Source organism: Xylella taiwanensis (genome assembly GCF_013177435.1).
Taxonomy (GTDB): domain Bacteria; phylum Pseudomonadota; class Gammaproteobacteria; order Xanthomonadales; family Xanthomonadaceae; genus Xylella; species Xylella taiwanensis.
The window spans coordinates 1,301,539-1,325,726 of record NZ_CP053627.1 but is presented as its reverse complement, the minus strand read 5'-3'; the positions used below and the strand labels follow the sequence as shown (position 1 = coordinate 1,325,726).

Here is a 24,188-nt window from a genome sequence, read left to right as displayed (position 1 = left end):
CTCACCCCGCCCCATCCGAACGACCGCCTACAATCCGTAAACAGGCAAGCCCAGCAAATAACAGCACCAACTTGCCGCCTAACTGCATCCACTGACACAGCGGAGTAGCATCAAAAACAATCGGGTGCCCTAACACATTCACCGTGATAGACCGGGGACACGCTCGCGAATACCCGCGCCCTTTATCATCCAACTTGATGTTCGGATACCCCTCACGGCCATAGCCGGACTCATCGGAAAACACCCCCGAGGCATCACCTTCTTCTGCCCCCTCCACAGCCCCATCGGACCCAGTCAGCGCCTCTTTAATCGCGGCCACATTCGCAGCAGACGAATCGTCACCCTCACCTAGAACAACACCGCCACGGCTTTTTTCGAGCGCGCACGCCGTCCGCCACTGTAATAACAACGAGGCATATTCCATCGCATTACATTTTTCCCCTGTACATACGGGGGGCGTATCACATGCCCCACCGGTGATTTTCACATCACGGCGCAAATTACATTCAATGCGCCATTGAATACGCGCCTGACCGCACATCACCGGATCGCCTGAGCATCGCGGCGGCACATCGCACCGCTCACCCCCAGAAAATGATGACGGCTTATCTTTTTCCTTGTCCTTGTCTTTATCCTTAGCATCCGAATCTTGCTCATCGTCGGGGATGCCATCATGATCCTGATCGGCCTTACACTGACCATCGGCACCGCGCGCTTGTCCAGGCGGGCATTGATCCTTGTCTTGATCTCCTACGCAACTACCATCAGGCGCGCGCACTTGCCCGACAGGGCACGCTTCCTGCTCAGGCACACATGCTTGCGTGTGCTGATCCGTGATCGTGCCATGTGGACAGGCGTCAATACGTTCACACACACCATGTTCGGCCCGCTGTCCTTCAGGGCACGGCGGTTGCACGGGGTGACAGACATGCATCGCAGGAAAATAAACATAATTCCCTTGAGGACCTGACTTGGATTTACACACGTCCTCTAACCGATCGGTATCACATACCTCGCCGGTCGTACTCTCGGTTGAGGTTTCATCATCGCCATTACGGATAAAACTCACCAGACATCCCATATTACAGCCCAGAGAGCCGGTAAATGGATGACGCCGCGTTTGCCGTGATGGGCGTGACGCACAAGTATTATAATAAGAATACCCTCCCACAATAACCCAAGGGTTAAGCATGACAACAGTATAATGTCCGTATGAACTCCTGATCTCAGCCTTGTTGCGACCAGCAGACATACATTCTTGAAATCTCGCCGCTCTAACAGCCTCTCGATAAGCGTCTCCCTGATGATCATAGGTCCCTTGCTTACCATCCGGACCACAAGACTTACCCCAGGCATATAACGGGAATACGAATAAAATCAACATCAGAACGACACGCATTAATCATCGCCCCAAAAAAGAATGAGGCCCGCCACACATAACGCACCTAAATAGATCCACCCTTCCATCATGCCTCCTTAAATCGGGGTGCCTGTACAAAGACACCCCGTCCACATGAAAGAGATGAACTGACTCTCTTATAAAGATTGCCTGATCCATTTATAAATCTTGATCGCTACATGAATGCTCAACACGGCAGCACCAATCGCGGCAATCGGCACCAATCCGGCTTTGATTGATTCCAGCACTTCAGACACATCAATACCTGCGGCAAATGCGGGTGCCACAAACCCATAAGCAAGCAGACCACCCACAACACCAGGACGCCTCAACACCGTTAAACATCGTTTCAACATCTTCCACCTCACTTGATTAATTTACGCAATAACCTGAATACATACGCCACAGCCCATAAGCCTAAAATACCAGCGCCGATGAACTGTGCACCCTCAATCGTCAACTCAGGTAATATCGACGACTGCGGCACCCACATCACCGCCGCACATGTCCCCGTTGCTATATCTACGTCTGCCCCACGGCACGCAGGCACCAGCAACACGGCCACGGTCATCATTACGACGCCTTAGCATCCTTACCAACAATGTCTTTCAACGCGACAGACAACGGAATGAGAGAAATACGGTTAAATGCCAACTTTCCATATTTATCATTCGCGTAAGAATCCGGATGAATCAAATAATCACCCGGGGAATACGCGCCCCCAGAACCAAGGGCTATATTAAATACAGATTCATACCCCCCCCCCATTAAAAGACAAGCACGCTGCTCACGAAATGTCATTGGCCCCGTCTTGCCTGTAATCTGACGCTCGAGAACATGACTATCCTTTACCCTAACAACAGACATACATATCACCTCAATTAAGTTAGATAACAAAAACACCACGCACACTCACACCGCCACACTGGCCACACGAGCCGACAACGTCTCACGCAAATACGCAGGTAAATGCGCCTTCTTACACACCCCACGAAACCGCGACGGCAGCCCCTCACGCGACACATGCTCACCTATAAAACGTGGGAAAAGATCACCCAATGCTTCACGCAACACATGAATGGCCGGGCCGACCTGCCGACGCAGCCAACGCACCAACGCCTCACCGGTAACCTCGACATACTTCACAACCGCAGGAATACGCTCCCCCACCCCCGGCACCACCTTTAAAAATAACTGGTGCAAATAATCATAAGACCCACGCAAATAACGCATCGGATCTAACAACACCTCAAAAGGAATCACCGCGTGCTTGGCATACAAACGCACCTCGTAACGCACCCAGGCAGACTCAGCCACACCTAATTGCTTGCCCTTATCGTAGATACACAGTTGTTTGTGCCCCTTTTGCCCCACATACAACGTACAGCCAGAGCCGCCCCCATGATCATCTAAAAACCGGGTGCGTGGAGGAGTGCCGCCGGAAGCAAACAATAGGCAACCGCCGGCGGGCGCTAAGTGCTCACGAGCACGCGCCTCATGATCGCGCACAGTCCCCAATATGCCGTCATAATCATCATAAGCCACATCACAACGTGTAATACGCGCATCCAGCGACGTTAAAACACGACACGCTTTAGACCAATCATGAATATAACGGCATGCCGCACCCGTCAAACTAATACAGAACGAATCATTATTACCGTCCCACCCCACTTTACCGACCAGATCGCTATTGGAATCTAAAATAGAGGCGCTAGAAGCATAAAAATGCCAGCGTACCGAAGTATGTTTACCAATAGAAACCTCATCAGGATTTAAACCGAACAAAAGGTACAACAAAAACTTAGGCTCATTTAAATAACCAGCCTCCTGCAAACGATCACGGCTCATCACAACCGTCAAATAATCAACACAAACAGGGTAACCCTTTTGGCCCGTGTTACTGTGTGGGCCGCCCCCCTTTTCACCGGACGCAGCACGGAACACATAGGACGGATCGTGACGCTCACGGCGGGTCTCATACAAATGAGCAGCCTCCTCAAGCGCACGACGCTCACGAGACATAAAATCGGCACCATCAACACAGGCTTTACGAGCCATAAACTAACCACCCAAGAAAGTTTAAATTACTAGAGACACCAAACAATAAAAATGGAACGCGAGCAAAACAAAACCAACAACTAAAAGAATGCAATCAACCCAGACCACACGCAAACGAAACTTTGCTAAACGTAAAGAAAAAAGATGGTAGACAAAACAAAAAAGAAAAAACAAATAAGTTACACAGTGGAAAGAATATTCTGAGACAGACACATAGCCTCCCGCAATAAAGCACACTTATACAACTGATCTAATGCCGCAGTATGTATCATTAAAAATCTGTACGAGTAAGCGCCCTATATAGAAAAACAAAAGAAATCAAAATAACAAGCCACCCAAAATGATCAAGAAAGAGAATAAAATGAATGAGAAAAAAAGTAATTAATCTGAACGTGAAGTCATCCATAAACAACACTCGCTTGAAAAGTAGCTATAAACACAATACTTGCCTCAATAAAGCGCATTCATCCAACTGATCCAATGCCGCAACACGTATATCGGACCAAAACTCCAACTGATCTGGAATCACCTCAAATAAATCAAATTGCAATGCATGAATATCTGCAATCTCTAAGGCCACACGAGCACCTCGCTCAGTATCGGTGATGCGCATATATCAAACACTCGTATTATCAAGAGCATGTCAATGCTCAATTAATGTCCTGCAAGCTACATAAGCAGAAAAAACAGTTGTTAAAAATTCATCAGCTAAACGAACCGAACGCGCACCCTCCAATCCCGCCAAATCATCTAACGCGCAATCAGCCTTCAAAACAATCTCATCAAGACGATCTAAAACAAGGGTCAAAGATGAAATGCGATCACGTAAAAACATGCGATACGTAATCACACTAGGATCGTATGACATGCCCTTACACGGCTTACCGTCTCTAAAGATCAACACGCGTCAGCTCCTACCCTGACCTACCCTTTGATTGGAACACCTCCTCACCAGGTAGGTTGAATGAGGAGGCAATCTGTCTCCAAGTTGAGACAGTTTTAAAATTACTCTTTTTAGAGTCAAATATCTACCATTTGGAGACAAAATATGTACGTAAAAAAACTAATAGAGCTTGCTGTTCAGCGTCTAGACAGGAGTAATGTGCATGCACTTGCAGAACGGCTAGAAATTGCACACGGAGTGCTATATGAATGGCGAAACGGAACAAAACCGATACCAGACGAACGAATCAGACAACTAGCAAAAATCGCAGGAGAAGATGCAGGACACTGGCTACTACTCATCAGGTCAGAACAAGACAAAGGCGACCTTGGTAGAGAATGGGCGAAGCTGTACAAACGACTCACCACGACAGTAGCAACGCTAGTAGTGGGCGTAGGGGTCAGTCTGCCTCACACATCGCAGGCCAGTATGACAAACCACGGTGGGGTGGAAGCGCTCAAAAAAGCTGGTGGGCCGTGCTGGAATCGAACCAGCGACCAGCGGATTAAAAGTCAATTCAACTTACCAGGAAAAATAAGCGTTTAGCAGCTAATTATTTTCAGGAGGCTGTAATTCCAGTTTACAACTTCCATTTGAGCTTGGTAGCTTAATTATAATGCAATTTTGCATTATAATACAAGGCAAACTAATGGAGGTAACGCCATGAGCACGCTAACGGTCACCGCACGTGGCCAAGTGACATTCCGTAAAGAAATATTGCAGCACTTGGGTATCAAACCAGGTGAGCGGATCGAGCTAGATTTGTTGCCTGATGGCCGAGCCGAGTTAAAAGCCGCACAGCCCAAAGGCTCGTTCCACGAATTGAGGGGCTTCCTCAAAGACAAGACGAACGGCGCTCGGTTGAGTATCGAGGAAATCAACGATGCGATAGCCGAAGCCGGCGCGGTAGCCGGAGCTAGTGACGCATGAAAGTGACCGCTGATACGAACGTACTGCTTCGAACCATCGTTGACGATGATGAAGCTCAAACCACACAGGCTGTCGAACTACTGGAAGCAGCCGATATGGTAGCGGTGAGCCTGCAATCGTTATGCGAGCTCGTATGGGTACTGTGTAGCCGATACGGTGCGGCACGTGCTGACATTGCCGCCGCACTCCGTATGCTGTTGAACACAAACAATGTCGTAGTCAATCGCCCAGCCGCTGAGGCTGGCCTTGAGATGCTTGATGCAGGGGGAGATTTTGCCGATGGCGTCATTGCATATGACGGCACTTGGCTCGGCGCTGAAACGTTCGTCTCCTTCGACAAGAAAGCGGTGTCGCTACTCACGAAGCAGGGACATGCCGCGCGCCTGCTCTGACCTTGTTTCAATAGACGTGACTGTTGAGATGATTCGTAGAAGAAAACAGTTTCGTGCGCCGAAATTTGGACCGTTTATTCAAGAGGTCATTAAGGATGGCGTTTTGGTCGGTATCGGGGGAAAGGATAAAAGCCACACATGCCATCATTGAAGATGGTGACGGCAACACGTGGCATTTTAAAGTCACTCGGGAATTGGCTAAGGACTTAGCTCACCATTTATTCGGAAAGCCAGTTCGGCTCATGGGCAGTGGCCGTTTGCATAGAGATGAAGAAGGGTAATGGCAATACAACAATCTCAAAGCAGCTGAATTTCAACCACTAAACGACGATAAATCCAAGGGCGCGCCCATCAGAATTTCCCCGTCACGCCGAAGATATCCAGCGTCTTACCTGCGGCAGGTGCGGTGACGGCGGCGGCCTTCCAGGTGTGTGTCTTCTGCATGTAATGCACCCGGTTTCCGTTGACGTCGTACTGAAACAGTCCCGCCAGCCCCGCCGCCGTACGCGCATCGGTCGTGGCGCCTGGCGCGGCGCTCACGCTGCCGATCAAAAAGTCAGGGCCGGCCCCGGCAAGCTGCACATAAAAATTGACCACGATGGCGGTGGTGTCGGTGTTACTGATGTGCAACGCCCGCAGTTCTTCGTCCTCGCCGCGCTCACTGCCGACCGTAAACAGCGTGACCTTGTTTCCCGCGCCGCTGGCCGTGGTGATCTGTGCGGCGAAGTTGCCGACGCTTTGCACGAATGATTGCTTGCTGGATTTAGCCATGATCAGAGTCCTCCACCAAAGTTGCCGTAGCCGTTGTCAGCGCCGCCGCCGCGCAGGTCGATCCCTTCGCCATCGGCGGGCCAGGCGGCGCCGTCGTACACGTACATCAGCCCATCGTCAGTGACCAGATAGGCCGCCCCCGCAGTGGGCGTACTGGGCAGGTGGGCGTAATCGGCCACAACACCCGTCAGCACGATGCCGGCGCGCGTGTTAGTGATCACCCCGTCTGTGATGTCAATCCCTGGGCCGGCTTCATAGACCAGGACACTGAGGACCGGCACCTGCGGGTTAGTCACATCGATGGTGACGCCGCGGCCCGCGTTGGCCGTGCCAATGGGCGTGCCGGCCTTCATGTAATCCAGCGCATTCCAGGCGGTGCTGCCATCGCCAATCTTCAATTTGCCGGTGTCGGTTTCCAAACCAAACTCACCGGCCAGCAGGCATTCATTGCGTGCCGTCCATGTAGCCGCACGCCCGCGGCGCAGGACAAAACGGTACTGCAGGGTCTCAACCATCGAGATGGCCTCCGTCCACGATGATGCCGTCGAATACCGGCGTGTAAGCGGTGGCCGTGATCGTGTTGTCTGCCGGGGCCGGATCACTCGGTGTGTACGCGAAGGCGTGCACGTGTTGCTGCAGACTCACGTGCGCCACGTTCATCGCTAACAGCCCCGTGAAGATCCCTGCCCGCATCAGGCCCGCCAGCGCCGTCGTATCACCGCCGCTCACCACCGGCGAGGCCGTGCCGGGCACATTGTTGACCATGTCGGTGTAGGTCGTGTCGCTCAGGTCGATATTGATGCCGTAGCACCGCAGGTTGGCCACCTGATCCACATCAGCGCGCGCGGCCTGGGCGATGCTGGCGGCAGGGGCGCTCGGCTCCCCATCGGTCATGAAAAACGCCAGCCGGATCGCATCGGAAGGTGCCCCGCCGTAGAAGCCGGGCATGTCCATCGTGCCGGCAGGAAAGTAAGTGCCATACGTGGCGACGCGGGAACTGACCCAGGCCTTCACATCAGTGATGTCCGGCACCGTGCAATGACGCCGCACGATGCTCTGACGGACATCCGGAGCATCGCCGAACCCGGTCAACATGATGTCTAGCGCGGCGCCGGCGGCGACCGCTTCACCGAGCTGATCCAGCACCGCATGCAGCGCGCTCTTCATGTTGCTCAGCCGCGACTGACCATTGGGGGCGAGCGTATTCATCGAGCTGGACAGGTCGATGGCGAAATACACCGCAACACTAGGTGCGGTGCGCATCCCGATAGGGGCGCGCAGCGGATACCAGCAGGTGTCGTGATCCCAGCCCGTCATGTCGAACCCCGATACCGTGGTAGTAGCCATAGTCGGACCAGTTAAAAAGCTGCGCGATACGCCAGTGGGTCTCCGGGTACAGCAGCACATCAGCCACTTGGAGCACCTCCAGGCTCATGATCTTTTTCGAGGGCAGATGGTGCGCGCCTTCGGGGAGCAATTGCAGGTCATCCGGTTTCACGGGGTGGATGATCGCAGTGACCTCTTCCAGCACATACCCTTGGGTCCAGGTGCCATCGGGCAGGTACTGGCCTGTGCCGCGCAGCACCTGGACACGCTGGGCGAATGTTGGATTGCGCAACAGCGCGCTGACATTAAGCATCTCTCACCTCATGGGTGATCGACTGAATCAGCTGTCCGGTGTCGATCAGCGAGGCGCTGGACCCCTTGCGCTGGATCGTCTGCGCTGCCAATGGTGTCAGATCGGCATGGCGGATCGTCACCGGACAGGGTGCCCAACCTGTTCAGGGTGGTCTCCGCGGTCATCTCGCCATGCAACATGGCACGGATGTGCTGACGGTTCAGCGCGCCATATTTTTCCTGGTACTGACGAATGGAACGCAGCACCACCGAGCGCTCCGGAATGCCTCGCTCAGGGGCACCAAATTCATGCACCGCCAGCAGGCGGATGCGATGGCCTCTCCAGGCCGGGCGTTGCACGAGGCCGGGATCCCCACCACCACACAGTGCGCCGCGGCGGCCTCAAGCCGCTCGGACAACCGCTTCCATTGCGTTGGGTCGCTGTCGCAGATCCAACATGACATTTTTAAACTTTCGTCAAAAATTTTTTATGACAAAATATTTTTTTTATTTTGAAATAAATCACAATAACGGCCTTCTCAATACTGAACAAAGCATCCAATATGGAGAATCAAGAAGGCTTTACTTTGACCGAGGTGCTCATCGTCATTGCCATCATTGCCGGGCTAGCAGCCATCGCTGTGCCCATTTACCGGAGTTACGTCGCCCGAATTCAAACCGTGGCGGCACTGGCCGATATCACGCCGGGCAGGACGCAAGCCGAGCTTATTTTTAACGAGCCCTTGCCGCGGAAAGCCTCCCGTTCCGAGATGATCGTCGATCACCCCAACCAGATTGGTTTGCCCACTTCCACGCTGCGTTGCCATCGCATCATGGTCGAGATACGGCAGGCGGATGGCGTTCAGAATGATATTAAAACTGGTGCCGTCACCCAGACGGATAGCGATACCCTAATCACATGCACGATAAACGGCAATGCGCTGGTCAACAATAAAACTATCTCTTGGCATCGTTTCAGTACTCAAGCCAACGTTTATGAAATCATCAAGCTTCCCAATGGGGGTCAGGAGTTAGGCCAGTCTTTAGGGGGGCGTTGGTACTGCCTCACAGACGTTGCCGAAGAGTTGCGACCTAGAAACTGTAGAAAATCGACCTACGAGTTCCTTTGAATGGCTTCCAAAGGCCAGTGTGGCCTTATCCCTACATGCCTAATCATTTACACAGCGCCCATGCCGGCCCTGCGGCGCAGGGCCACGTAACGCTGCCCATACACTGAGGTCATCAGCCACGCATCCCCGATACCCCCTGATGGGGCGGCGGCGTAACCCACCTGGAGATCGCCGGCACGCTCAGCGATCACCGCCCCTTTGGCCCCGGCGGCGGCGGCATCGCCGCTCATGTCCGGCATCGACCATACAAAATGGGCGGCCAGACTGGCTAAGCCTTGCTGATAGCACGGCCCCCAGCGGCGTGCATCCACCCAGGGGCCTGCGTCCTCAATGGCCAGGGCCAGCCGTTCTTGGGGCTGCGTGGCGAACTCCGGATAGCGATTGATGAAGGCTCGGACGCTCAATGACTCGGCCATGCTCAACTCCTCCTGGGTTTGCTGGCTTTACCCGGCGGAGCATCGCGGATGAGGGCGATGCCTTCGGTTTCTAGGTTCATAGCCGTTCTCCTCAAAACAAAAAACCGCCCAAAGGCGGTCTGTGCTTTCAATAAAAAAGAAGCCCTGCGGGTAGACAGGGCTTGAGGAATCGCGCGATGGCGGCAAAAACGAATGAGTAGGATCACCACTCAGGCGCGTAGATTAGGGGGAAAATGATGAGGTATCAACTCATCGCTACGCCTCCCCCCAACATCACTCAAGGGGCGGCATCACATGTCAGGGACAGCGCCCGAGTTATGCGCTCAATGACGACCTTGCAGACAGCTCGATCCCGAGCGCCTTCATTACAACCAGTGTCGTGCGTAGCGTCGGGTTCCCCTCGGCACTGAACGAGCGGGAAAGCTGTTCGCGTGATAGGCCCGTCTCTTTGGCTATCTGCGTCATGCCCTTGGCGCGGGCGACAATGCCAAGCGCTTGGGCGATGAATCCTGGATCGTTCGTCTCGAACGCACCGGCCATGAAGTCGGCGATGGCCTTGTTGGATTTCAAGTGCTCAGCCGGGTCGAAAGTGGTCAGTTTCTCGGTCACGGTCATTCGCTCCATTCGTCAGCAAGGCGCAACGCCGTCTTGATGTCGTGAGCCTGCGATTTCTTGATCGCCGCCACACAGCAGGACGATGATCGTGTCGCCGCGCCTCTGAAAATACACCCGGTACCCGGGGCCGTAGTGAATGTGAAGCTCACTGACTCCCCTTCCTATCGGTTCAACGTCACCAGTGTGACCGTAGGCCAGCCGCACCAGCCGCAACGAAATCGCTGTAGTCGCGCGCTCATCTAGGAGCTTGGCAAACCACTTGCGGAAGGTTCCAGTCTGCTTCAACTCAATCATGCTACGGGTGTAGTCTATAAAATACCCAAGGAAAGCGTCAGGCTCATACGTTCAATGGCGGCCTTTGCGATATCCGGTAGATGCTCGGATGGAAAGGTGGGGCGGCTTATATCGTTAAACATCACGCCGCCTCCCTGCGCAACGTCTCATGCAGCTCCAAGGCGGCTTGCCGTTCCGCGTGGCGCATCCGCTCCAGCAGCCACTCGTACACGCCGCGCCATGTCCTGATGTATGCCGCCGCATCCCCACCAATCGCCACCGCACGGCGGCAGTCGCTCATCGCAACCACGCCGCTGCCGTGGCCGATCAAAAACCAGACCATGTAGACCTCTGGTCATTGAGGAAGGCTCCGGCTGGATGGGCGCTATACCCCCGTCTTGCGGATCGAGGGGAGAACTTCACGTGTCACCCACTTGGCGAACTTGCAGGCTTCCGACTTGCGGGAACGCCGTCACTAAAGCGTACAGGCCGGACTCGGGGTTCCGGCGCAATTGGCCACACTCCAGGAGGCGAGCGAGTTTCTGCGGCAACATCGCATCATCGGCAAGTTGAAGAAGTACAACAGTCGCCTCACGGCAGATGAAGAAAAGAAGCGACTCACTGACCTGGATACGGGGCACGGCACAATCGTTCGCTTCGCCATACTCACTGCGCGGCGACAAGACGAGATTGTGCGCCTACAGGGGCCCCGACAAGGGCATTGCCCTGCTGCGTAACATGAAGTACCCGAAACGCCGTACTGGCAACGACAAGTCGTTTTGCATGTTGTCGCCAGCATGGGTGCTTATCGAGCCGCTGCCGCGTGTGATAGTTAGGTGATACGAAAAGCACTGCAATACCAAACTCTGGCGTATTTTCATGCAATGCGAAATCGATCAGCATTGCCTTCGGCCACGTGGTGCGTTTCCTTGGGATTGAGAATCTGCGTTTTCACGACCTGCGGCACGAGGCCACCTCTCGCCTATTTAAGAAGAGTGATCGCATTCAAGAAGTTACTCAGTTCACGCTTCACGCATCATACGCCACACTCATTGCTCGCCCCTTCAATAATGCCAAATCTTAATAGCGGCATTTTAATTGGATCAGTCGCCAATCAACAGCGCAACGGTAGCTAAGCTGCATTGCATCTGCTTGCGCTGCACAATGATTTTTTGTTGAGCCAGAGTTGAAGTGCATTCTTCTCTGCACCTCGCCTCTGGCTGTGGTAACAAGAGAGTTTGTTATACCCTCCGCTGATCCGTGTTCCCGAAGAGATTAAGGCTACAAGCGGACGTTATCCAAAAGCACATCTCCATTAATCCCAGGAATACTCCCTTTGCTACTGTATTGCCAGACTGACCAGGTTTTACCAGCTTTACTCCAAGTCTGCGGAATTTTAGGTTCATCAACGTCCCAATTGGCAACCCATAGTGGGTATTCACTAAAATTATGTCTGTCTCCAGCCACACTTTCATCCCAGAAACCTTTTGAGCAATAAATTAATGGCTTTCTATCTCCAATAATATATTCTTTCCCAAGCAAGAGAAGTAACTTGTAAAGATTGTCTGCAATCACTTCTGGTTTTGCCTCCTCATTACCGACGCGCGCCACACTTAAAGCCAAATATTCATGTGACGAATTAAATCCATTTTTAGTCAGCACATTAACTATATTATCTTTCTGTGCTTCTGGTGTACTGCTCAGTGCACGAAAATAATGATAGGTTCCCGCTTTCATTCCTGCGGATAGTGCACCGGAACGATTCTTAACATAGAGAGGATCGTGATATGTCGCACCTTCTGTTGCTTTTATAAAAACATAGTCTATATTTGCTCCTTTAACTTTTATAAAATCTATGTCTCCATTCCAGTGGGAAATATCAATACCTTTCTTGAACATATCAATACCTTTAAATTGAATGAGTTTGGTGTTTCATCATTCAATGTACCTATCATTACCCTAAATTTTTGATACTTCTATAGAAAATAAATGTTTTCTTGAGTGATAGAGTTCGCATTCCGAAAGTTCCACAGTGACAGCCTGTGGAAAGGCGTATGAATACCAACAGAAATAGCGACGCTAGCTGGATCATTCTTATAATCGGTGATTTGGAAATTTTCGACATTCAGGCGCATAGAAGTTCTTTCGTTTGGTGTTGCTTGCGTCTTTTAAACCTGTTGGCGGTACCAGCGTTAACCATGGAGCTGCTCGCAGTCCCGCCTGAATTTAATTTGCCGAATACGGACGCTAGGTAGTTCACGTTGCTCATGTCCCCGGTCATGCTCTCGTAGGGAACATCCAAACCAGCGGCAATCAGTTGCAGATGAAGCTTGCAATAGCCCACATATCCGCCGGTCGGTTTGGGCTCTACGGTAGTGATGCTCTCCCCTGGACCCATGCGGGTCATCGCACCTCTAGGCAAGGGGCCAAGGTCTTGCCATCCGCAAGTCGCCAGCTGGGAGCCGGGAGCACAGTGCCCTGCATCGGGCATCGGAAGATTGCTGATGCAGTCAGGGTCGCCGCTGAGCAGCACACCAAGACGGGTTTCAAGGTTCTTACGCGCAATCACCGGAGCCAGCCGTGTGATACCGGACACCTATCCAGGAGGGTTGACACGGTAAAGATGAATGATGTCCTGTGCGGGAACCAGCCCAGCTGGGTAGGTGTCATGTGTGATGCACATGCTCACCTGGATGTGTGTCACACAGCCAGTAGGCGCGCACGCAGCCCCGTGGGTCGTATTGGATACCGTTCATGATCCGTCCCCCATCGTTTAAGGAAAGGTTTTTGCTGCTGTCCAGGCAATCGATTTCCAGTACCTGCCCTTGCAACGGTACCCGCAGTGTCGGAGACCGAGCGCGGACGGCGGCGGCATGATCGAGGTTGGTACTGGCTCCAACGCGGTGCACGCACCGTGCGGGGCGTAACAAGAGGGAAGAAGACGCTCTACAAGGTGGCGGGTCATGGTCGAGAGTTTTTTGTCGAGCCCACCCCTTGAGCATGGCAAGCGCCACAGTTGATCCGTATCGGTCCTGTCAGACGTGTCGACGTTCGATCTCGTGCTCCTTGCCCATCGAAAAGCTGCGGGATTTGAAGCCATCGCTGTCCAGGTAGATACTTTTGACGTGCAAGTCATCGAAATATTTAGGACTGGTAAAACGTCCGAACCCTTTCCCGCCCTCGGTGATCTTTAAATCGGTGTCGAGCGTATCGAAAGATTCTCGGTGGGCATCGTTAAAGCCTATGCCATTATTTTCGATGTCAAAACCGACAATCTCCGGCAGACTACTACCATCAAGCTCAACCTGATTGCTACGCCGCGTCCGCACCAACACCTTTCCGTCTTTCCTGCCCGCTTCATCTATGGTTTAAATGCCGTTGACGACAGGGGGGTATGCGGTCGTATTCGACCGATTCATGCCCTGCCTGTGGGCCAAAGTGCAGCCAGACAACATCGCCAACTCGCTTCATGCATACGCTTCCTTGCGAGTCGCCACTACACCATCCTCATAAATCAATCTGATTGCCGACAGCCGGACCGAAACTAACTTCGCTGTACAGGTTGTTAGGGGCCATGCCTGCGACGAGCATCCCAAGCATAACCCGAGGATCCCACCGTACAGCGACCAATCCAGAATTCTAAAGGGAATCTATTGGGAGGATGGATGCTGGTATACGCCTCATATCTCACCGTAGAGCGCGGACAGCACCAGAAACGAACGGTGGCAAGCCGTGAGACGTACTTACATGACCTGCACACCATCATTGAACAGCAACAGACAGGAGTCATTCGAGGAACACTTGGTGACGTGTTTGATAAATTTCATCAGCTTATGGCTTGCGCCTGCGAAGCCTAAAGGTGTGCACACTGATCTACGCTCATCATAAACCGCACGGTGTCCTATCAAAACGTCGGAAAGGTAGTTGTGACAACATCACCCGTTGGAATGCTGAATTGCGCTCGGCGTGGGATTGGCTTGTTGAGTATCGGACTTCTCGTTGGTCCTCTAACAAACACGCCACACCACTACGGGCTGAAGATCGCTTTCTATTCGTCAACCAGTTCGGCGGACGGTTAAGCAAGTCATCATTGGACACTGCATGACAACGGATGATTGTCATGGCAATCCAGGGTAAGGTGTAATCACGGCAGAAGAACGTTTCTCGCTGCATGGTTTCAAGCATCGCGAGGTATTACCGATAGTGAGGATAAACGGTCAGGCGGCCATCGTACTGAAGAGATGCGCGAGCGCTAAGACCACGAAGTGCCCCTCGTGGAACCTCCACAGAACCCAAAGTTTTCCCGGTAGTTTTCCTGGCGACAGAAACAAACACCGCAAGTATCATCGCAAAGCATTGATGTATATGGTGCCGCTTGTCCGATTCGAACGGACGACCTACTGATTACAAATCAGTTGCTCTGCCAACTGAGCTAAAGCGGCAATTTCTGATAACTTTTCTTGACTGAACGCGTATTCAATCTAGCACGAACTCTTCAGAGTTGCCTTACCAATGCCCCAAAGTCCGCCATTCTATATTGCAAGATCATTTACCAACACAACAACATCAAAGTACCAAACGGACGTATGCGATACGCTTCTAGCGTAACGTGGCACAGTCCAGGGATCCAAGACGATACCCGCGCAATCGCACCTGCAGTGCGGCAAACGGAATTGCACTACGCAAATGAATTTCCCAGCGTGACATGTCACCCGATAGCAAATTTGCCTGGAAACCAGCAGCGGCAAGTTCGGTACGCAATCGTTTGGCACCTTCACGGTTGCGGTACCGACCCAAGACCACTTCATTGCCGAGCACATAATAGTCGTGAAAACCAGCACCCACAATGCGCTTGGCGAGCACCTGTGCCGCGGCATGATCACTTGCTGACATGACCACCCGATAGCTGCTTGATTCGCCACTTGGGAGCGCTCGGATACTACCCGTGTCCACGTCACGACCCAGCGCAATCAGCGCCGCGCGTGCTTCAGTTTCGCTGGCAAATGAGCCAACGCTATAACAATGAGGCAATACCTTCTGTGTGGCAGGACTCGGGGGCACCTGCTTTGCGACTGGAATCATCGGCAGCAACTCAAGCCGGGCGACGTGAACGGGCGATGACGTCGGCACAGGAACAGGCACCTGTGGTGCCGGCTGGCTCCCCCACCAGAGTGCTACGCCAAGATTGAGGACAACCAAAACCACAATGAGCGCACGCACGAGCATAGAGACGATTCTAAACGTTAGCCGCAACGGCCGCCCAGATCGCTAGGCCATCCAGCACCAATGTAGGACGATGTGCCGCGTCGCCGAACCAAGGCAATAAAGATGGCACACCACCACCATGCAACAATAATCGAACCGACTGGTCCAGGCGTTGACGTGCCTCATACAAACTTCGTTCGATCAATGCCACTGCTGCACCGTCGCAACCCGACACAAGTGCATCGTCTGTGTCCTCAGCAAACTCCAAATAGCGGCCACCATTGAGGGGGAGCGCGGCACGCGCATGCAACGCCTCGCGCATCAACGTCGGTGAAGCACTGATACGCCCTCCAAGGTGACCACCGTTGGCAGCCAATAAATCGATAGTCAATGCTGTTCCAACACCAACTATCAGTACATCACCTTCACCATGCGAACCAAGCAACGCTAAGAATCTATCCACGCCAAAGCGTTCCGGTTGAGCATAGGCGATCCTGACTCCGGCACATGCAGCGACGGTTGCGGCCACCTGGACTTGCTCAAAGCGCATCTTTAACGCTTCAAGCACATGCCTTGTGAGAGTCGGCGCCGCGACACTCGCCAAGTAAGCCACACGACCACGCGGGAGAGCCTGCAAGGCAAACGTATCCATAGTCTCGGTTAAGTGCGACAAAACCTTTACAGGACCAATAACACCGTCCCGTAGCGACGCACATTTGAAACGTGAATTACCTAGATCGAATAGCCAGTCACTCATTTCGGCCTAACCGAAACTTCACCGGCATAGAAAGGACACAACACACCGTCGATTTCCACCAAGAGCGCGCCGTCGGAGGCCAAGCCACGCGCAATACCAACATATTTCAGATTAGCTTTTTGGATCCGAACCGCACAGCCAACAAGACAATCCAACTTGGCATAACGCGGCAGAAACGGCGCCAAGCCCTCAATTTGAAACACATCCAACGCAGGCAATAAAGCCGACAGCAATAGTGCAACCAATGCATTACGCTCCACCGTACCACCCGCAAGAGTCTCCAGATCGACCCAAGGTTGGTCAATATGCTCAGCAAAAGTTGTTGGCATCCGCACATTCAACCCTAACCCGATCACCACACGCGCTGGCCCCTGTCCCTCAACTAACATGCCACCAAGCTTCCGCCCATTATCAACGAGATCATTAGGCCATTTCAGCCGGACTTGGGAGAAACCAGCCGTAATCAACACTTCAGCAACTACGACACCAACCGCCACGCTCAATCCAGCCAGTTGCCCCACGCTACCAGGAAACATCCGTGACAATGACAAATAAACATTTGCTGCCAATGGGGAAATCCAGGTCCGGCCACGTTGGCCGCGGCCGCCCGTCTGACATTCCGCCAGCAACACTTCCACGCCATCCACCAGAGCCGGACGCGCCAACAACGACGTATTCGTCGATTCAAGAATCCAAGCCACGTCTAAGACTCGCAAGTTAGCAGCGAGAGATGGTGATAAGCCTGCACGGATACGCTCAGCTGTAAGTAGGGATACCGGCGCAGCTAAAGCATAACCCCGCTTTGTATGTAACTGTATCGGAATGCCGGCGGCGCGAAGTGCTTGGATGCGCTTCACAACCGCAGCTTTGGTCATTCCAGTCATGCTCGCCAAAACATCGCCAGAGACGTAATCACACGCCAAGCAAGCCAGCAATACGCGCTCGTCCACATCAAATTCCCAACCACGGAGTTGCCATTATGCGAGATGCTGCCGACAGGGCTCAAACAACCTGGAAACCACAGGGTAATATATTCTTGCTTGCAAAATCCTGTTGATTCCCCTTCACAAGTCCGGGCAGCAAACAAAATCGATGCTCCCCAGCTATAAGCGCCTAAACACTTGAAATGAACCACAGTGATGAGCGCCGATAAACTATTGCTTACCTTGTTGCTGCACAAGGCGATGCGCTTGAACTCCTTGGAACGTGCCAAAAATGTTCTCAATCAAGTGTAAATCTCCAGAACCATGTCAAGGGGCTATTAACACCGTAGTGTGCTGAAGTGATTTCCCCCGAGAGTGAGCTTATGAAGATCACAGTCGCTCAATTTGTGCAGACTGATGGAACGCAGCTATGAAGGCCATCAAACCAGCCAGGTGGTGCTTGACTTGATCGTATCGCCACCGCACACACGCGGTTGGACATATGAGTACAAGATATGCAAGCGCCGCAATTGCATCTGCTCAAGATGTAAGAAGCTCGATGTCATATTCATCACCTTTATCTGCTTCACTCTGATTGCAGCTGGCTTGCAATGTAGGAGCTAGCAAAGACTGTGCAGGATAGAAAGTGATGGAACTGCAAGTCATCGACACGCTACAGCTTTGCTAGCCCGTGATGACGAATACTTGCCAAGTACCTGAGCAGGGCTGTATTCAGTTGTACTCGCTTTCCTGATGGTCAACAATACATTCACCATTATTTAACTTTGTATAACGTGCTCTGAAGAACGGCCCGAGGGAGAATAATGTTGCTGTCACGTGAGCAATTTTGCATTTTTTTTCGTAGAGAAGTGGTATCCGCTTACCATCGCATATAATTCCCATCCCCCCTGCGCTTTGACTAGATATGGGGAGGATTGTGACGTAAAGGGCTTCTGGTAATGCAGCAATGCCACCAACAATCTCCTGTCGCAAGTTGCTGGGAAAGGAGGGGCCGCCATCTACCAAAAACCCAAGTTGAGATTTTAGGTCAATGAAGGTCAATGATCGCTTTTGCTACAGTGCGTCGTCTGCTACAAGGGGGCACATGGGCCGCACACAAACCTCTGAAGCATTGCCAGGACAACGAAGTTGTCGCTTTTGAAGCTTTACGCAACAACTTACAAACGCTGACTTGCAGAAAACAAGCTGGAGCGGGAAACGAGGCTCGAACTCGCGACCTCAACCTTGGCAAGGTTGCGCTCTACCAACTGAGCTATTCCCGCACATTTACGCCAGCCATTGTAGACCACATTTCGGATTTGCCAAGCCTTTGCGGTATATCCGCAGATAGACTTATTCCCTCCAATCCAGCGAAAGCGTACTCGCTCCTTATGTCGGTTCAGTATTTGGGGATATACGAGAGTTTCCCTCTGCTACAAACCCATAGAACATTGTAGATGGTCCATATACCATCCCCAAATATGCTTATAAAGTACGCGATCGAACACGTGGCGCCATCATTAGAGTTAGAGAGATAGATGTTATCCACCCTACCAAATCATCCAAGGGTATTGAGATTGACACACAAAACTCAGTCGAGCAGCAAGCGCTTTCCGGGGTTTAGATAGCCTGACCAAGTTAATCAACACACACTATCCCGGTGACGTTCTGTAAATGGGGAACTGAAGTGACTGTCTTATCTCTCAAGGATGCTGTCGATCCGATGCGTGGCTCGCAAAGATTGACTGTGGATGATATCCGCCACAATCTGAACAAGGTGTATGGCCGTATCGTTTCTGCTTGCCAGCGTGTTGGCCGCGATCCCAGCAGCGTGAGGCTGTTACCCGTCAGTAAAAGCGCCGATGAAATACATATCCGATTATCCTACGAGGCTGGATGCAGGAAGCTGGCCGAGAACCATGTTCAAAATGCTTACCGCAAATGGGAAGCTATGGCCGATCTCACTGATCTGCACTGGTCGGTGATTGGGCACCTGCAGACCAATAAAGCCAAATTGGTTGCACGGTTTGCCTCGGAATTCCAAGCACTCGATAGTCTGCGTGTTGCTGAAACGTTGGAACGGCGCCTTCAGATAGAGGGGCGTGGCCTTGACGTGTTCGTTCAAGTCAATACTTCCGGCGAAGCAAACAAATACGGATTACCTCCCGAAGAGGTTATCCGTTTCGTGCATGCACTGTCCGCGTACCCAGCGCTTCGGGTACGCGGTTTGATGACGTTGGCACTGCTCTCTTGCGAAACCTCGCGGGTGCGGCAATGCTTTACGCAGTTACGCACCCTGCAAGATCGCATCCAACAAGCGTTGTCCCACGGCCATCAAGTAACCGAACTGTCCATGGGCATGTCTGGGGACTTCGAAACTGCTATTGAAGAAGGCGCAACGGTAGTGCGTGTGGGACAGGCGATCTACAGCGCCCCTACCCCGCCCGATCTTCACTTGCGCCATGTTGGTGTAGATCAACCCATATTTCAATGATCGGCGATGAGCCTCGCAACCTCACTCCCCTGAAACAATGGTGTTGCTATAACAGCGCTTTGAGCCGGTAAAGCGCTTCCAGTGCTTGTTTTGGCGTCAATTCATCAGGTTCCAATGCAGCCAGTGCTTCCTGGGCAGCTGAGGGTGCCGACGCGAATAGACTCCGCTGCTGCGGTGCATCCAATGCTCGCGGTGTTATTTCCGACACATGACTTTCGCGCCCACGCTGCTCCAATTCAGCTAAACGCTGCCGCGCCTGCGCGACGGTCGCAGCGGGGAGACCAGCCAAAGCAGCCACCTGCAGACCAAAACTGCGATTGGCCGGGCCATCCTTGACCGTATGCATGAACACCAATCGCTCACTGTGCTCGACTGCATCCAAATGCACGTTGGCGATACCACTCAAACCTCCCTCATACGTTTCGTCGGCAAGTGTAGTCAGTTCGAAGTAATGCGTGGCGAACAGCGTATAACAGCGGTTGATATGGGCCAAGTGGCGTGCTACTGCATCCGCCAACGCCAAGCCATCGTAGGTCGAGGTCCCCCGACCAATTTCATCCATCAGCACCAACGACTGCGCAGTCGCATGGTGCAGGATATAGCTGGTCTCAGTCATCTCGAGCATAAATGTTGACTGACCTCGGGCGAGGTCATCACCGGCACCGATACGGGTCATGATGCGATCAATCGGCCCAATCAGCGCACGGCTGGCCGGGACGTAGCTGCCGATATAAGCAAGCAGGACAATCAGGGCATTCTGGCGCATGTAAGTTGACTTGCCACCCATATTGGGGCCGGTGATCACCAACATACGGCGCTCAGGGTGCAAATCGAGATCGTTGGGCTCGAATGGCTGTTCGCGCACCGCTTCCACGACCGGGTGACGGCCACGTTCAATATGCAGGCACGGGGCGTGTTCCAGTTCCGGACGCACCCAATCCAATGCCTCTGCACGCTCGGCAAAGCAGGCCAGCACATCCAGTTCGGACAGCGCAGCGGCGCAGCGCTTAAGAGGATCCAATTGCGCGCCAATGGTGTCCAGCAACTGTTCGTACAGCAATTTCTCCCGCACCAGGGCACGGTCGCGTGCGGATAATACTTTGTCTTCGAAGGCCTTAAGTTCCTCTGTGATGTAACGCTCGGCGTTAGTCAGTGTCTGACGCCTGGTGTAATAAACCGGTGCCTTATCGGCTTGGCCCTTACTGATCTCGATGTAGTAACCATGCACACGGTTGTAACCAACCTTCAGCGTGGGGATGCCGCTGGATTCGCGCTCGCGCACCTCTAGATCGATCAAAAACTGGTCAGCATTGGTCGATAGCTTACGCAGTTCGTCCAATTCGACGTCGTATCCTGGGGCGATCACACCGCCATCGGACAGCTTCAACGGTGGCTGTTCTGCAATGGCTTCTGCCAATAGATACGCGGTGTTGTCATGCTCGCCCAGCTCAGCGTACAGCATGTGCAGGCGCGGGGAATCCAATGCATCGAGAAGCTCACGCAGGCGCGGCAAGAGGCTGAGACTATCCCGTAGTGTGGAGATGTCACGTGGACGTGCTGAGCGCAGTGCCACACGGGTCAAGATCCGCTCCATGTCACCAAGCCTGCGGAAAATCTCCCGGAATTTGCTATCGGTACCGCAGTCCATCATTGTCCCGACGGCAGCATGACGTTGTCTCACAACTTCGCGCAGCCGCAGCGGTCGATGCAGCCACCGCCGCAGCAACCGTCCCCCCATCGGCGTCACCGTACTGTCTAGCACCCCAAGCAGTGTGTGGCGGCTATCTCCATCCACACGTGTGTCCAGCTCCAAATGGCGGCGTGTGGCGGCGTTCATCGTAATCGCTTCGCCGACAGTCTCCATCGTGATTGAAGTAAGATGCGGCAAGCGCTGTTTCTGTGTCTCCTCAATGTAGCCAAGGAGTGCACCAGCCGCAGCAATGGCGCGTGGATTGTTTTCAATGCCGAAGCCGGATAAATCGTGCAGTTTGAAGAACGCCAGCAGTTTACGGCGACCACTGTCAGCATCAAACAACCAGGGAGGACGGCGACGTACGCCGATGCGCTGTTGCAGACACTCTGGCCAGGCATCCTCGTCGGGGAGCAACAGCTCAGCTGGTTCCAGGCGTGCGAGCTCGGCTTCTAATGCGTCCTCGCTATCGATCTCATTCACCAGGAAACGGCCACCAGCCAGGTCGGCCCAAGCAAGACCATAACCGCTTTTACTGCGTGACAAGGCCATCAACAGCGTGTCGCGACGTTCGTCCAGTAACGCCTCGTCAGTGATCGTACCTGGAGTGACGATACGTACCACTTTACGTTCAACCAAACCTTTAGCAAGCGCTGGGTCGCCGATTTGTTCGCAGATCGCGACCGATTCACCAAGCGCAATGAGCCGTGCCAAATAACCTTCATAAGCATGGACAGGCACGCCTGCCATTGGGATCGGCGCACCACCGGAACTACCCCGCTGAGTCAACGTGATGTCAAGCAACCGTGCTGCCTTGCGGGCATCTTCATGGAATAGCTCGTAAAAATCCCCCATGCGGAAGAACAGGAGTAGGTCTGGGTACTCAGCCTTGGCAGCGAAGTATTGCTTCATCAGTGGGGTATGTTCTGCTATACCCTTCCCACCTTCGGGCTTTTCTTTAATGTCAATGCTTTGCAAGAAACGTCCTTCCGCAGTCTGAACGGTCACGAGTGTCTCGGAGGTGGTTTGGTTTGAATCAGATGATCGTAGCTGGATTCAGTCTGCCGCCGATGAATAGCAAGACGCTTTCAGCTCTGCTGTGCGTGAGGCATGTGCTTGATAAGCCTTCTTAAATTGGCGAACTTTCTATCAGATATCAGATCGCAATGTCTTGGTTGTCGTCAGGCTTTCCATCACAGGTTGGATTGATTAAGGAATCGCCAATTTGTTGCTCCCTGTGGTTTCCGGAGATCAATCATCCATCTGCATGGATTACCGACTCGATTGCTTCTCTCTCTTTTGCCTCCAACTTCAGCAGTCACGCTAACACCCCTGCATATTCCAGGTAATGGGCCAAGTTTGGTACGAAGCAAAAAGCAGTCAGATTGCTTCGTCTATTAGGATGGAATCATAGATATTGTGATATGTCTCAATATCAATGCTAGCGTTAACCGCTTGGAGGGCATAGGTCAGCTTGAGCCTTGACGTATTACGATGCTTGCACACAGCCAAATGCGCAACCTGGCAAAGCCAATACAACGATTTACTCGTTGATCAAAGCACCTCCAATCACCGAACGTGCCCATCCGTCATCCCTGAGGACGGAGCAATAGTTCAATGGATAGCTCATCGGGAATGACAGATGAATGAAACGCTGCGGCCTATGGTATGGATCGTTTTGTCTGAAAGACAAAATATAAAGATAGATTTCCATTGAGCGCAGTTGATGTGTAGTAACCGAACTGAAATGGCTTGAATTGGAATGACTACACATCGTCTAAACATATAGAGGATGAATGCCAATAGACTCTAGGGTATCTCAAGGTATTCCGATCCACCGAGCTGTTGTGCTTGACGCTGAATCCATGAACTTCGCCACTGTATATAAGGACCAGGAGACTGCACATTATAACGCCGGGGTGCAGGCAGTACTGCGGCCAGCTTGGCTGCATCGCTGGTACTCAGATTAGTAGCGTCTTTGTTCCAGTAACGCCGTGATGCGGCCTGCACGCCATACACGCCATCGCCAAACTCAGCAATGTTGGCATAGACCTCAAGAATACGGCGTTTGGGCCACAAGAATTCGATAAGTAGTGTGTACCAACCTTCCAGCCCCTTACGCACCAAACTGCGGCCTTGCCAAAGAAACAGATTTTTTGCTACCTGCTGGCTGATCGTGCTGGCACCACGCAGACGCCCACCATGTGAGTTATGGCCGAGTACCTTCTTGATTGCATCAAAGTCGAAGCCGTGGTGGAAAGGGAATCGCTGGTCCTCAGCAGCAACCAGCGAAATTGGTACACTCGGTGCAATCCTATCCAAGTCACGCCAAACGTAATGCACACGAAAACCCCACTGCCCATCGCTCCAGGCCTCTAAGTAGCGCCCAACCATCGCCATACTGCACGGTGGATCGATAAAACGAAGCACAATCACCTGCAGCACGCTGATCAACGCTAACGCCAGCGAAAATATGAGCAGACGACGCCACCAGGCCCACCGTTGATGGGCATTAGTATCTATTTGAATCTGCTGATCCAGCACCATGGTTCGTCATCATCCACTTAACACT

General features: G+C 52.7%; 31 protein-coding genes, 2 tRNA genes and 1 pseudogene. 6 read left to right on the top strand and 28 right to left on the bottom strand.

Annotation, left to right across the window (positions count from 1 at the left end; all coding sequences use genetic code 11):
- Window position 1 precedes the first annotated feature (1 nt).
- The 7 genes from PLS229_RS05685 to PLS229_RS05655 all read right to left on the bottom strand — a co-directional run bounded on the left by PLS229_RS05685 (window position 2) and on the right by PLS229_RS05655 (window position 4,328).
- Entirely contained in the window at window positions 2-1,069 is a 1,068-nt protein-coding gene (locus tag PLS229_RS05685; RefSeq protein WP_152536670.1) for a virulence factor TspB C-terminal domain-related protein, read from the bottom strand.
- 467 nt (window positions 1,070-1,536) lie between these two features.
- Window positions 1,537-1,755, bottom strand: coding sequence for a major capsid protein (locus tag PLS229_RS05680; protein ID WP_051482398.1), 219 nt, complete (start codon window positions 1,753-1,755; stop codon window positions 1,537-1,539).
- 8 nt (window positions 1,756-1,763) lie between these two features.
- Complete coding sequence (locus PLS229_RS05675; protein ID WP_230428208.1) at window positions 1,764-1,973, bottom strand: hypothetical protein; 210 nt, start codon at window positions 1,971-1,973, stop codon at window positions 1,764-1,766.
- Window positions 1,973-2,266: a single-stranded DNA-binding protein gene (locus PLS229_RS05670; protein ID WP_038273093.1), complete on the bottom strand. Its 294-nt coding sequence runs from the start codon at window positions 2,264-2,266 to the stop codon at window positions 1,973-1,975. The genes PLS229_RS05675 and PLS229_RS05670 overlap by 1 nt, the downstream gene beginning before the upstream one ends.
- Before the next feature lie 45 nt (window positions 2,267-2,311).
- Window positions 2,312-3,460, bottom strand: a complete 1,149-nt coding sequence (locus PLS229_RS05665) for a replication initiation factor domain-containing protein (RefSeq protein WP_038273097.1) — start codon at window positions 3,458-3,460, stop codon at window positions 2,312-2,314.
- Window positions 3,461-3,890: 430 nt separating this feature from the next.
- On the bottom strand, window positions 3,891-4,073 hold the full coding sequence (locus PLS229_RS05660) for a hypothetical protein (RefSeq protein WP_114867114.1): 183 nt from the start codon (window positions 4,071-4,073) through the stop codon (window positions 3,891-3,893).
- 30 nt (window positions 4,074-4,103) lie between these two features.
- Window positions 4,104-4,328, bottom strand: coding sequence for a hypothetical protein (locus tag PLS229_RS05655; protein ID WP_160199345.1), 225 nt, complete (start codon window positions 4,326-4,328; stop codon window positions 4,104-4,106).
- A 180-nt stretch (window positions 4,329-4,508) separates the two neighbouring features.
- On the opposite strand from PLS229_RS05655, the gene PLS229_RS05650 reads away from it, so the two are divergent.
- The 3 genes from PLS229_RS05650 to PLS229_RS05640 all read left to right on the top strand — a co-directional run bounded on the left by PLS229_RS05650 (window position 4,509) and on the right by PLS229_RS05640 (window position 5,725).
- Window positions 4,509-4,949, top strand: coding sequence for a DUF3693 domain-containing protein (locus tag PLS229_RS05650; RefSeq protein ID WP_069636219.1), 441 nt, complete (start codon window positions 4,509-4,511; stop codon window positions 4,947-4,949).
- 117 nt (window positions 4,950-5,066) lie between these two features.
- Window positions 5,067-5,333: an AbrB/MazE/SpoVT family DNA-binding domain-containing protein gene (locus PLS229_RS05645; protein WP_038272159.1), complete on the top strand. Its 267-nt coding sequence runs from the start codon at window positions 5,067-5,069 to the stop codon at window positions 5,331-5,333.
- On the top strand, window positions 5,330-5,725 hold the full coding sequence (locus PLS229_RS05640) for a type II toxin-antitoxin system VapC family toxin (protein ID WP_038272158.1): 396 nt from the start codon (window positions 5,330-5,332) through the stop codon (window positions 5,723-5,725). The genes PLS229_RS05645 and PLS229_RS05640 overlap by 4 nt, the downstream gene beginning before the upstream one ends.
- 351 nt (window positions 5,726-6,076) lie before the next feature.
- Here the strand turns inward: PLS229_RS05640 and PLS229_RS05635 are convergent, their stop codons facing one another.
- Genes PLS229_RS05635 through PLS229_RS05620 form a run of 4 tightly spaced genes read right to left on the bottom strand, consistent with a single transcriptional unit; the run spans window position 6,077 to window position 8,135 of the window.
- On the bottom strand, window positions 6,077-6,496 hold the full coding sequence (locus tag PLS229_RS05635) for a hypothetical protein (RefSeq protein WP_038272155.1): 420 nt from the start codon (window positions 6,494-6,496) through the stop codon (window positions 6,077-6,079).
- A 2-nt stretch (window positions 6,497-6,498) separates the two neighbouring features.
- The gene (locus PLS229_RS05630) at window positions 6,499-7,011 is read right to left on the bottom strand and encodes a hyaluronate lyase N-terminal domain-containing protein (RefSeq protein WP_038272154.1); all 513 of its coding nucleotides are present in this window, start codon (window positions 7,009-7,011) and stop codon (window positions 6,499-6,501) included.
- A complete protein-coding gene (locus PLS229_RS05625; RefSeq protein ID WP_200866208.1) occupies window positions 7,004-7,813 on the bottom strand; it encodes a VWA domain-containing protein in 810 nt (269 codons plus the stop codon). The genes PLS229_RS05630 and PLS229_RS05625 overlap by 8 nt, the downstream gene beginning before the upstream one ends.
- Window positions 7,743-8,135, bottom strand: coding sequence for a hypothetical protein (locus tag PLS229_RS05620; RefSeq protein ID WP_069636218.1), 393 nt, complete (start codon window positions 8,133-8,135; stop codon window positions 7,743-7,745). The genes PLS229_RS05625 and PLS229_RS05620 overlap by 71 nt, the downstream gene beginning before the upstream one ends.
- Before the next feature lie 38 nt (window positions 8,136-8,173).
- On the opposite strand from PLS229_RS05620, the gene PLS229_RS05615 reads away from it, so the two are divergent.
- The gene (locus PLS229_RS05615) at window positions 8,174-8,629 is read left to right on the top strand and encodes a hypothetical protein (RefSeq protein WP_160199346.1); all 456 of its coding nucleotides are present in this window, start codon (window positions 8,174-8,176) and stop codon (window positions 8,627-8,629) included.
- Window positions 8,630-8,676: 47 nt separating this feature from the next.
- Complete coding sequence (locus tag PLS229_RS05610; protein WP_038272151.1) at window positions 8,677-9,243, top strand: pilin; 567 nt, start codon at window positions 8,677-8,679, stop codon at window positions 9,241-9,243.
- A 47-nt stretch (window positions 9,244-9,290) separates the two neighbouring features.
- Here the strand turns inward: PLS229_RS05610 and PLS229_RS05605 are convergent, their stop codons facing one another.
- The 15 genes and pseudogenes from PLS229_RS05605 to PLS229_RS05535 form a co-directional block, all read right to left on the bottom strand.
- Complete coding sequence (locus PLS229_RS05605) at window positions 9,291-9,659, bottom strand: DUF4054 domain-containing protein (protein WP_038272150.1); 369 nt, start codon at window positions 9,657-9,659, stop codon at window positions 9,291-9,293.
- A gap of 315 nt (window positions 9,660-9,974) precedes the next feature.
- On the bottom strand, window positions 9,975-10,274 hold the full coding sequence (locus tag PLS229_RS05600; RefSeq protein WP_171898051.1) for an addiction module antidote protein: 300 nt from the start codon (window positions 10,272-10,274) through the stop codon (window positions 9,975-9,977).
- A gap of 12 nt (window positions 10,275-10,286) precedes the next feature.
- Entirely contained in the window at window positions 10,287-10,568 is a 282-nt protein-coding gene (locus tag PLS229_RS05595) for a type II toxin-antitoxin system RelE/ParE family toxin (protein WP_325065062.1), read from the bottom strand.
- 121 nt (window positions 10,569-10,689) lie between these two features.
- Window positions 10,690-10,890 carry a hypothetical protein gene (locus PLS229_RS05590; protein WP_038272149.1) on the bottom strand — a complete coding sequence of 67 codons (201 nt, stop codon included), beginning with the start codon at window positions 10,888-10,890 and terminating at the stop codon, window positions 10,690-10,692.
- Between the two features lie 48 nt (window positions 10,891-10,938).
- Window positions 10,939-11,044: pseudogene (locus tag PLS229_RS05585) on the bottom strand (BRO-N domain-containing protein); the annotation flags it as partial.
- A 784-nt stretch (window positions 11,045-11,828) separates the two neighbouring features.
- Window positions 11,829-12,446: a glycoside hydrolase family 25 protein gene (locus PLS229_RS05580; RefSeq protein WP_038272147.1), complete on the bottom strand. Its 618-nt coding sequence runs from the start codon at window positions 12,444-12,446 to the stop codon at window positions 11,829-11,831.
- A gap of 226 nt (window positions 12,447-12,672) precedes the next feature.
- A complete protein-coding gene (locus PLS229_RS05575) occupies window positions 12,673-13,143 on the bottom strand; it encodes a phage portal protein (RefSeq protein ID WP_114867113.1) in 471 nt (156 codons plus the stop codon).
- 70 nt (window positions 13,144-13,213) lie between these two features.
- On the bottom strand, window positions 13,214-13,477 hold the full coding sequence (locus PLS229_RS05570; protein ID WP_216651947.1) for a phage portal protein: 264 nt from the start codon (window positions 13,475-13,477) through the stop codon (window positions 13,214-13,216).
- A gap of 105 nt (window positions 13,478-13,582) precedes the next feature.
- The gene (locus tag PLS229_RS05565) at window positions 13,583-13,882 is read right to left on the bottom strand and encodes a hypothetical protein (protein WP_038272145.1); all 300 of its coding nucleotides are present in this window, start codon (window positions 13,880-13,882) and stop codon (window positions 13,583-13,585) included.
- A 1,031-nt stretch (window positions 13,883-14,913) separates the two neighbouring features.
- Window positions 14,914-14,989, bottom strand: a tRNA-Thr gene (locus PLS229_RS05560).
- A 157-nt stretch (window positions 14,990-15,146) separates the two neighbouring features.
- A complete protein-coding gene (locus PLS229_RS05555; RefSeq protein ID WP_038272144.1) occupies window positions 15,147-15,773 on the bottom strand; it encodes an SPOR domain-containing protein in 627 nt (208 codons plus the stop codon).
- A gap of 10 nt (window positions 15,774-15,783) precedes the next feature.
- Window positions 15,784-16,509, bottom strand: a complete 726-nt coding sequence (locus PLS229_RS05550) for a type III pantothenate kinase (RefSeq protein WP_038272143.1) — start codon at window positions 16,507-16,509, stop codon at window positions 15,784-15,786.
- The gene (birA, locus tag PLS229_RS05545; RefSeq protein ID WP_038272140.1) at window positions 16,506-17,459 is read right to left on the bottom strand and encodes a bifunctional biotin--[acetyl-CoA-carboxylase] ligase/biotin operon repressor BirA; all 954 of its coding nucleotides are present in this window, start codon (window positions 17,457-17,459) and stop codon (window positions 16,506-16,508) included. Before birA ends, PLS229_RS05550 begins: the two co-directional genes overlap by 4 nt.
- 705 nt (window positions 17,460-18,164) lie before the next feature.
- Window positions 18,165-18,494, bottom strand: coding sequence for a hypothetical protein (locus PLS229_RS05540; RefSeq protein ID WP_152536648.1), 330 nt, complete (start codon window positions 18,492-18,494; stop codon window positions 18,165-18,167).
- 145 nt (window positions 18,495-18,639) lie between these two features.
- A tRNA-Gly gene (locus PLS229_RS05535) sits at window positions 18,640-18,715 on the bottom strand.
- A gap of 404 nt (window positions 18,716-19,119) precedes the next feature.
- Between PLS229_RS05535 and PLS229_RS05530 the strand changes: the two genes are divergently transcribed.
- Window positions 19,120-19,926, top strand: a complete 807-nt coding sequence (locus tag PLS229_RS05530; protein ID WP_038272139.1) for a YggS family pyridoxal phosphate-dependent enzyme — start codon at window positions 19,120-19,122, stop codon at window positions 19,924-19,926.
- 46 nt (window positions 19,927-19,972) lie between these two features.
- Here PLS229_RS05530 and mutS read toward each other — a convergent pair whose 3' ends face one another.
- Window positions 19,973-22,579, bottom strand: coding sequence for a DNA mismatch repair protein MutS (gene mutS, locus PLS229_RS05525; protein WP_162814115.1), 2,607 nt, complete (start codon window positions 22,577-22,579; stop codon window positions 19,973-19,975).
- Window positions 22,580-23,425: 846 nt separating this feature from the next.
- Window positions 23,426-24,163 carry a monofunctional biosynthetic peptidoglycan transglycosylase gene (gene mtgA, locus PLS229_RS05520; RefSeq protein WP_038272137.1) on the bottom strand — a complete coding sequence of 246 codons (738 nt, stop codon included), beginning with the start codon at window positions 24,161-24,163 and terminating at the stop codon, window positions 23,426-23,428.
- Window positions 24,164-24,188 lie beyond the last annotated feature (25 nt).

What these genes read in the sequence shown, in the direction of transcription:
- PLS229_RS05645 (WP_038272159.1), top strand. Translation starts at nt 5,067, where the DNA reads ATGAGCACGCTAACGGTCACCGCACGTGGCCAAGTGACATTCCGTAAA.
- PLS229_RS05610 (WP_038272151.1), top strand. Translation starts at nt 8,677, where the DNA reads ATGGAGAATCAAGAAGGCTTTACTTTGACCGAGGTGCTCATCGTCATT.
- PLS229_RS05670 (WP_038273093.1), bottom strand. Translation starts at nt 2,266, where the DNA reads ATGTCTGTTGTTAGGGTAAAGGATAGTCATGTTCTCGAGCGTCAGATT.
- PLS229_RS05595 (WP_325065062.1), bottom strand. Translation starts at nt 10,568, where the DNA reads ATGATTGAGTTGAAGCAGACTGGAACCTTCCGCAAGTGGTTTGCCAAG.
- PLS229_RS05600 (WP_171898051.1), bottom strand. Translation starts at nt 10,274, where the DNA reads ATGACCGTGACCGAGAAACTGACCACTTTCGACCCGGCTGAGCACTTG.
- PLS229_RS05665 (WP_038273097.1), bottom strand. Translation starts at nt 3,460, where the DNA reads ATGGCTCGTAAAGCCTGTGTTGATGGTGCCGATTTTATGTCTCGTGAG.
- PLS229_RS05625 (WP_200866208.1), bottom strand. Translation starts at nt 7,813, where the DNA reads ATGACGGGCTGGGATCACGACACCTGCTGGTATCCGCTGCGCGCCCCT.
- PLS229_RS05605 (WP_038272150.1), bottom strand. Translation starts at nt 9,659, where the DNA reads ATGGCCGAGTCATTGAGCGTCCGAGCCTTCATCAATCGCTATCCGGAG.
- PLS229_RS05675 (WP_230428208.1), bottom strand. Translation starts at nt 1,973, where the DNA reads ATGATGACCGTGGCCGTGTTGCTGGTGCCTGCGTGCCGTGGGGCAGAC.
- PLS229_RS05655 (WP_160199345.1), bottom strand. Translation starts at nt 4,328, where the DNA reads ATGTCATACGATCCTAGTGTGATTACGTATCGCATGTTTTTACGTGAT.
- PLS229_RS05555 (WP_038272144.1), bottom strand. Translation starts at nt 15,773, where the DNA reads ATGCTCGTGCGTGCGCTCATTGTGGTTTTGGTTGTCCTCAATCTTGGC.
- PLS229_RS05590 (WP_038272149.1), bottom strand. Translation starts at nt 10,890, where the DNA reads ATGGTCTGGTTTTTGATCGGCCACGGCAGCGGCGTGGTTGCGATGAGC.
- PLS229_RS05635 (WP_038272155.1), bottom strand. Translation starts at nt 6,496, where the DNA reads ATGGCTAAATCCAGCAAGCAATCATTCGTGCAAAGCGTCGGCAACTTC.
- PLS229_RS05580 (WP_038272147.1), bottom strand. Translation starts at nt 12,446, where the DNA reads ATGTTCAAGAAAGGTATTGATATTTCCCACTGGAATGGAGACATAGAT.
- PLS229_RS05550 (WP_038272143.1), bottom strand. Translation starts at nt 16,509, where the DNA reads ATGAGTGACTGGCTATTCGATCTAGGTAATTCACGTTTCAAATGTGCG.
- PLS229_RS05680 (WP_051482398.1), bottom strand. Translation starts at nt 1,755, where the DNA reads ATGTTGAAACGATGTTTAACGGTGTTGAGGCGTCCTGGTGTTGTGGGT.
- PLS229_RS05640 (WP_038272158.1), top strand. Translation starts at nt 5,330, where the DNA reads ATGAAAGTGACCGCTGATACGAACGTACTGCTTCGAACCATCGTTGAC.
- PLS229_RS05620 (WP_069636218.1), bottom strand. Translation starts at nt 8,135, where the DNA reads ATGCTTAATGTCAGCGCGCTGTTGCGCAATCCAACATTCGCCCAGCGT.
- PLS229_RS05630 (WP_038272154.1), bottom strand. Translation starts at nt 7,011, where the DNA reads ATGGTTGAGACCCTGCAGTACCGTTTTGTCCTGCGCCGCGGGCGTGCG.
- mtgA (WP_038272137.1), bottom strand. Translation starts at nt 24,163, where the DNA reads ATGGTGCTGGATCAGCAGATTCAAATAGATACTAATGCCCATCAACGG.
- PLS229_RS05660 (WP_114867114.1), bottom strand. Translation starts at nt 4,073, where the DNA reads ATGCGCATCACCGATACTGAGCGAGGTGCTCGTGTGGCCTTAGAGATT.
- PLS229_RS05650 (WP_069636219.1), top strand. Translation starts at nt 4,509, where the DNA reads ATGTACGTAAAAAAACTAATAGAGCTTGCTGTTCAGCGTCTAGACAGG.